Raw genomic sequence first — 6,234 nt, 5'->3', positions numbered from 1 at the left:
GCCGACGAGGTTCGGTTCCCTGCCCTGTGCGATGGGATTGGCGATGGTGATAGTGGACGACCAGAGCAGCGAACGCCACCACACGGCGAACGCGAGCGCGAGGGCTGTAAGACGCAGCAGCGTAAGCAACAGGAAGGTAGCCGGGCGAGGGACTAGCTCCCCGTCGATACGGTGCAGCACAATGGTGCGGCCGATGGTATGCGCCGCCACCCAGGTGAGCATCAGCAGAGGGAGCAGCCAGGTGAGCGCTTCCGTGACTGGTGCCGCGAGTACCGCGATGATTGCGCCGGCGACCTCAGCAGCGTGCATGGGATCGAGCAGCGAAGCGTGTTGCAGCGCGGCCCAGTCGACAGGGTGCTGATCGAGGATTCGTTTTGTGGTGCGCACCGTGAGCCATAACGCGGGAATACCCCAGAGCCAGCGCCACAGGATCTCCAGACCTACCAGGAGAGGATGTTTCCATACCCAGGACATCGTGCCGACAAAGCTCTGGGTACCGCGAATGGTCTTACTGGACTGGCTCTGGTAGGTGGACAAGGGTTTGCTTCGCCTTCCTTGATTCCAGTTTAAGGCCTGAGTCCAATTCGGTTTTGTTTGTCAGGCATCTCGGGTATTCCTTACCACCCGAACCAACGTAGAAAAGCAGATTTCTCCGCTACGCTCCAAAATGACAAAGCAAAAAGGGTGTCACGGTTCTAAGCGCTGAAGGCGCGCTCTATACCAGCCTGGGGCATCGCCCCAGGTCTGATGTCCCGTAGAGAAAAAGGGCTGAAGGCCCGCCCTATAACTCTGCAGTGAAATCGAGTTTCTCGATACGCCTCAGACGCGACAGCAAAACAGTCGCGCAAAGTGCGATACCCCCCTTTCGCTTCGCGAAAGAATGGGGCAACGGGTGCAGTGGTGCTATTGAATCCTGACTACTTCACGACGATGTTCAGCAGCTTGATGGGCACGTAGATGATCTTCACCACCGTCTTGCCGGCAATACGTGCGGCCACCTTTTCATCGGCGAGCGCCGTCTCCTTGATGACATCTTCGCCGGAACCGGCAGGCACCTTGACGACATTTGCGAGCTTGCCGTTGATCTGTACGGGGATCTCCAGCTCGTCTTCCTTGGCGAGTTCTTCGTCAGCTTCGGGCCACGCATGGCGGAAGACAACTCCGGAGTGCCCCAGAACCTCCCACAGCTCCGCCGACAGAAACGGAGCAAAGGGAGCGAGCAGAAGCACGAGGGCGGTAAAGACCTCTTTCTGCGTAGCGGTCGAGACCTCGCCGGAGTCCATCGCGGGCTCTGCGTCGACGATCGCGTTCACGAGTTCCATAACGGCAGCAATGCAGGTGTTGAAGGTCCAGCGGCCGGAGAAGTTCTGCGAGATCTTGGCGATGGTCTGATGCAGCTTGCGCAACAGTTTCAGGCCGGCGGGTGTGAGCGCCTGGTTCCCTGCCGTGTCTTCGATCGTCGCAATTCCAGGAGCGTACTTGGTGGTAAGGCGATAGACGCGCGAGAGAAAGCGGCTGATACCGGCGACGCCTTCTTCCTGCCACTCCAGGTCGCGATCAGGAGGCGCAGCGAAGAGAGCATACATACGGGTAGCATCGGCGCCGTACTGCGCGATCATGTCGTCGGGAGAGACGACATTGCCCTTCGACTTGGACATCTTCGCGCCGTTTTTGATGACCATCCCCTGCGTAAAGAGGCGGGTCGCCGGCTCGTCGTTGTCGATGAGACCGAGATCGCGCATCACCTTCGTCCAGTAGCGCGAGTAGATCAGGTGCAGAATGGCGTGTTCCACGCCGCCGATGTACTGGTCGATCGGAAACCAATAGTTCGTCGTGGCAGAGTCAAATGGCGCGCCGTCGTTCTTCGCATCGGTGTAGCGATAGAAGTACCAGGACGAGTCGACAAAGGTGTCCATCGTGTCGGTCTCGCGGCGTGCCGGGCCGCCGCACTTCGGACAGGTCGTGTGGACAAACTCCGCGACCTTGCCGAGCGGTGAACCGCCCTGCTGCGTGATCTCGATATTGTCGGGAAGCAGGACCGGAAGCTGATCGTCGGGAACCGCAACTATACCATCGTTCTCGCAGTAGACAACCGGAATCGGCGTGCCCCAGTACCGTTGACGGCTGACGCCCCAATCCTTCAAGCGCCAGGTAACCGTGGCCTTGCCGAAGCCGTGCGACTCGGCATGCTTCGCCATCTTCTGCTGGGCTTCGAGCGCGGCTTCGCCGGTGAACTCACCGGAGTCGATGAGCACGGCATCGTCTTCCGCCGTATATGGAAGCTCGGGCTGCTCGGCCACATCAACATTGGGAGCGAGCACTCTCCGGATCGGCAGGCCATACTTCGTCGCAAACTCGAAGTCGCGCTCATCGTGCGCTGGGACGCTCATGATGGCGCCGGTGCCATAGTCAGCCAGGATGTAGTTCGCGATCCAGATAGGCACGCGCTCGCCGTTATAGGGATTTACGGCGAAGCGGTCGGTGGGATAACCGTGCTTCTCGATGTTGCCGATATCGCCGGTCTCGCGTGCTGCCTGCTGCTGGGCGAGCAATTCATCGATCTTCTTCGCCAGTTCCGCGTCTTCAGCGGCAAATGCCTTAGCAGCGGCGTGCTCTGGTGCTACCTGAACGCTGGTGGCGCCGAAGATGGTGTCCACACGCGTGGTGAAGACGGTGATCGGGCAGTCGTGACCTTCCACAGCGAAGTCGACGAGGGTGCCGTCGCTGCGGCCGATCCAGTTGCGCTGCATGGTGCGCACCTTCTCGGGCCAGCCCGGCATGCTGTCCAGACCTTCGAGCAACTGGTCGGCATAGCGCGTAATACGGAAGAACCACTGGTCCATCTCGCGCAGCTCGACAATTTGATCTTCGTGCCGCCAGCAGCGGCCATCGATCACCTGTTCGTTGGCCAGCACGGTGGCGCACTGCGGGCACCAGTTCAGCTTGCTGCTCTTCTTGTAAGCCAGGTCCTTCTCGAACATGCGGAGGAAGAACCACTGGTTCCACTTGTAGTAGTCAGGCAGGCAAGTGGTGACCTCACGCTCCCAGTCGTAGCTGAGTCCCATGCGCTTCATCTGCTTGCGCATCTCGGCGATGTTCGAGAGTGTCCACTCGCGCGGCGGGGTGTTGTTCTTCAGAGCGGCGTTTTCGGCGGGCAGGCCGAAGGAGTCCCATCCCATGGGGTGCAGGACGTTGTACCCGCGCATCCACATGAAGCGCGCCAGGGCGTCGCCGATGGAGTAGTTGCGAACGTGGCCCATGTGCAGCTTGCCACTGGGATACGGCAGCATCTCCAGCACGTAATACTTGGGCTTGCCGCTGCCTGCGGGCTCGGCGGCGTAGAGGTTGGGATCCGCGTCCCAGCGCTGCTGCCAGCGTGGTTCAATCTCAGCGGGGTTATAACGCTGCTGCTTTTCTTCCATGGACATACATCATCGATTGTAAAGAAAAGGGTGAGTCTAGGGCGTGTCATCAAACTCCTGCCGCCAGCGTTGCGAGCGCAAATTGGTCCAGACAAGGCGGAGGCCGAAGGCTGTGGCGGGTGTCCACAGTCGAGGCCGACAACGAAGTATGGGCGAATTTGCGCCGCAACCCGAAGGGCCGGGGCAGATTTTCTTCACCCAGCCAGCAAGGCTGACTGGGGACCCCGATTCCCGATCTCTTTGTCACTCGTCGTTCCAGTGGACCGGCAGTTCTCTCCTCGCTCCTCGATCTCGAAAAAATCTGCTCCCGGCGCTGACGGGCACGAGTTTGATGACACGCCCTAGCACTTTTGGCACAAAAGAGAAGGCCCGCCAATGGACCGGCGGGCTTCGAGGAGAAACCCCTGCTGGGGACCCATCGGTCCCTGCTGGGGACCCATCGGTCCCTGCTGGGGACCCATCGGTCCCTGCTGGGGACCCATCGGTCCCTGCTCACCGCCGGGTCCGCGGCGCGGGCCGAAGTTACGGCCGTCGCCCTTGCCGAAGCGGGGCTGATCCTGCTGCACCGTGTAGCCTTCAGGCGCCTTGAACAGGGTTGCCGCGGGCTCATTGCGGGAGAGATTTGAGGTTACCAAGGTGTGGCTGCCGGCAAACGGGTCGGTATCCGTCTCGGAGATCACCACCTTCAGGTCGTTCGAGAACCAGCTCTCGTGAGAGACGACGATCTCTTTATCGTTGCCCATGACGCCGGGAGCAATAGTACGGGTGACTCTACGGCCGCTGAGCGACAGGCCATCCATCGTCTTGAAGCCCAGGTCTGTGGAGGCAAAGCTCACGCCCTCGCGCTCGCGTCCGGGACGCTCGAAGCCGGCCGGACGGGGACCAGCCTCGGGTCCGCCCTGGTGGGCGGCTCCAGCGGGCCCGAAACCAGGACCGCGGTGACCACCCTGCGGAAGAGACATCACATGGGCGATCTTGTTCTCGTTGTTCCAGCGGGTAACGGTCTGGGCGACCGGATCAAAGACAACAACCTCGGTCTTCTTGGTTGCAGCGGCAACCTTCGCTCCACGGCGCGGCTCGAAAGTGATCTCCTCACGCAGGCGGCCCTGGGTGTCGCGGGCGACGGTGCGGGTGGAGGTGTGGGTCAGGACGGAGCCGTCCTGCAGCTTCTCAGTACGGGTGTCGGTGAAGGTAGCGCTGTATGGAGCGTTGCTGACCACCTCATGGCGCATTCCCATGCCGCGTCCCATAGGGCCCATCGGGCCATGTCCGGCGCGCATTCCCGGTCCCTGCGGACCTGCCTCAGGACCCGGCTGCTGTGCGATCGCAACGCTCGCCAGAGCGAGCGCACCTGTCAAGGTAATGTAATGAAGCTTCATGTGCTCTTCCCCCAGTTGCTTCTACCCCATCTAGACGGGCGAAGTCGCGCGAAGACGACGGGGGCGACAACTTTATTTACCCAGCGGCAAGCGTCCAGAGTGCCGAGACGTTGCGCAGAGTGTCTCCCGGATCGTCCACCGGGGTCTCCGCCAGGAARGCGCAGTGGGCAAAGCGGGCATCGCGCAGCAGGCGGCGAAAGGCTGGAGCGCCGATCGTGCCCTCGCCGATATGCTCATGGCGGTCCAGTTTCGAACCGCGCCCGGCCTTGGCGTCGTTGCAGTGCCAGACCTTGACGGTCTCGAAGCCGATGGTGGTCTCGATCTGCCGCGTCGTCTCGGCGTAGCCCTCTTCGCTGACGATGTCATAGCCGGCGACGTGAACGTGGCAGGTGTCCAGGCAGACGGCGACCGGAGCGCAGGGACGCAACGTCTCGACGAGTTCTGCGACCTGCTCCAGTGAACCGCCGAGGGAGAACTCGGCTCCGGCGGTATTTTCAATCAGGATCCGGAAGTCAGCTCCCTGCCAGGGCAGACCATCGATCGCCTTCTCAATCGACTGCGCGGCCAGCCGCAGACCCTCGTCCCGGGTCAACCCTTTCCAGCTTCCCGGGTGGAGAACAAGAAACTCTGCTCCCAGGGCGAGGGCACGCTCTACCTCACCACGGAAGGCTGCGATGGAGTTGGATCGAACACTCTCAGTCTGCGAACACATGTTGATCAGATAGCTGGCGTGAATCGCCACGGGGCCGACATCGTGCTGCTTGCGCAGTTCCTTGAGCTTGGCGGCATCGGCCGGCTTCACCGGGCCGGCCTTCCACATGCGCGGGCTGGCAGAGAAGATCTGGAAGGCATTGGCGCCGCATTCGACAGCGCGGGTAACGGCTGTGTACACACCGCCGGTGGTGGAGAGGTGAATGCCGATACGCTTCTTTGGAGTTGCCATCTCTTCAGCATAACGGCGATGGTGTAGTGTGAAAGTCGTCTTCCCTTCCACAATTCCGTAAAGGAGCCTGAACGACGATGGCTGCACCACAGACGTACAAGAACCATGGGCGGCTGGATGCCCCGTTCCACCTCTTTCTCTTTCCTCTGCTGGCGATCCTCTCGATCGTTGCCATCGTGCATGCGTTCCTCTGGCCAAACGATCTGCACATCTTCCTGGCAGTATTGACTCCTCTGCTTGCGTTCCTCACCCTCAAGACGCGGATGTACTCACTCAAAGTGCAGGACCGCGTCATCCGGCTGGAAGAAAAGCTTCGCCTGACGGCCCTGTTGCCCGAGAGTGAGCGAGGAAACATCGCCAAATTGAACGAGCGCCAACTAATCGCGCTGCGGTTCGCCTCCGATGAGGAGCTGCCGGTGCTGGCTGCACGGACATGGAATGAAGACCTGTCGGCTAAGCAGATCAAGCAGGCCATTGAGCAGTGGCGGTC

At 61.0% G+C, this 6,234-nt stretch carries 4 protein-coding genes and 1 pseudogene; 1 reads left to right on the top strand and 4 read right to left on the bottom strand.

Annotation, left to right across the window (positions count from 1 at the left end):
- From AB4043_RS17380 to AB4043_RS17365, 4 genes and pseudogenes are all read right to left on the bottom strand, one after another.
- A pseudogene (locus AB4043_RS17380) lies at nt 1-537 on the bottom strand (hypothetical protein); the annotation flags it as partial.
- A gap of 380 nt (nt 538-917) precedes the next feature.
- The gene (leuS, locus tag AB4043_RS17375) at nt 918-3,422 is read right to left on the bottom strand and encodes a leucine--tRNA ligase (RefSeq protein ID WP_442301714.1); all 2,505 of its coding nucleotides are present in this window, start codon (nt 3,420-3,422) and stop codon (nt 918-920) included.
- Between the two features lie 341 nt (nt 3,423-3,763).
- Nucleotides 3,764-4,801, bottom strand: coding sequence for a hypothetical protein (locus AB4043_RS17370; RefSeq protein WP_442307627.1), 1,038 nt, complete (start codon nt 4,799-4,801; stop codon nt 3,764-3,766).
- Between the two features lie 76 nt (nt 4,802-4,877).
- The gene (locus AB4043_RS17365) at nt 4,878-5,744 is read right to left on the bottom strand and encodes a deoxyribonuclease IV (protein ID WP_442301716.1); all 867 of its coding nucleotides are present in this window, start codon (nt 5,742-5,744) and stop codon (nt 4,878-4,880) included.
- 77 nt (nt 5,745-5,821) lie between these two features.
- Here AB4043_RS17365 and AB4043_RS17360 point away from each other — a divergent pair.
- The coding region (locus AB4043_RS17360; RefSeq protein ID WP_442307626.1) for a DUF6526 family protein at nt 5,822-6,234 on the top strand (413 nt) is incomplete at its 3' end.

Origin of the sequence: Terriglobus sp. YAF25 (genome assembly GCF_052113305.1) — a bacterium.
GTDB lineage: Bacteria > Acidobacteriota > Terriglobia > Terriglobales > Acidobacteriaceae > Terriglobus.
This window is presented reverse-complemented; position numbering and strand designations above follow the sequence as displayed.

Coding starts and splice junctions, on each gene's coding strand:
- AB4043_RS17370 (WP_442307627.1), bottom strand. CDS start 4,801: ATGAAGCTTCATTACATTACCTTGACAGGTGCGCTCGCTCTGGCGAGC.
- leuS (WP_442301714.1), bottom strand. CDS start 3,422: ATGGAAGAAAAGCAGCAGCGTTATAACCCCGCTGAGATTGAACCACGC.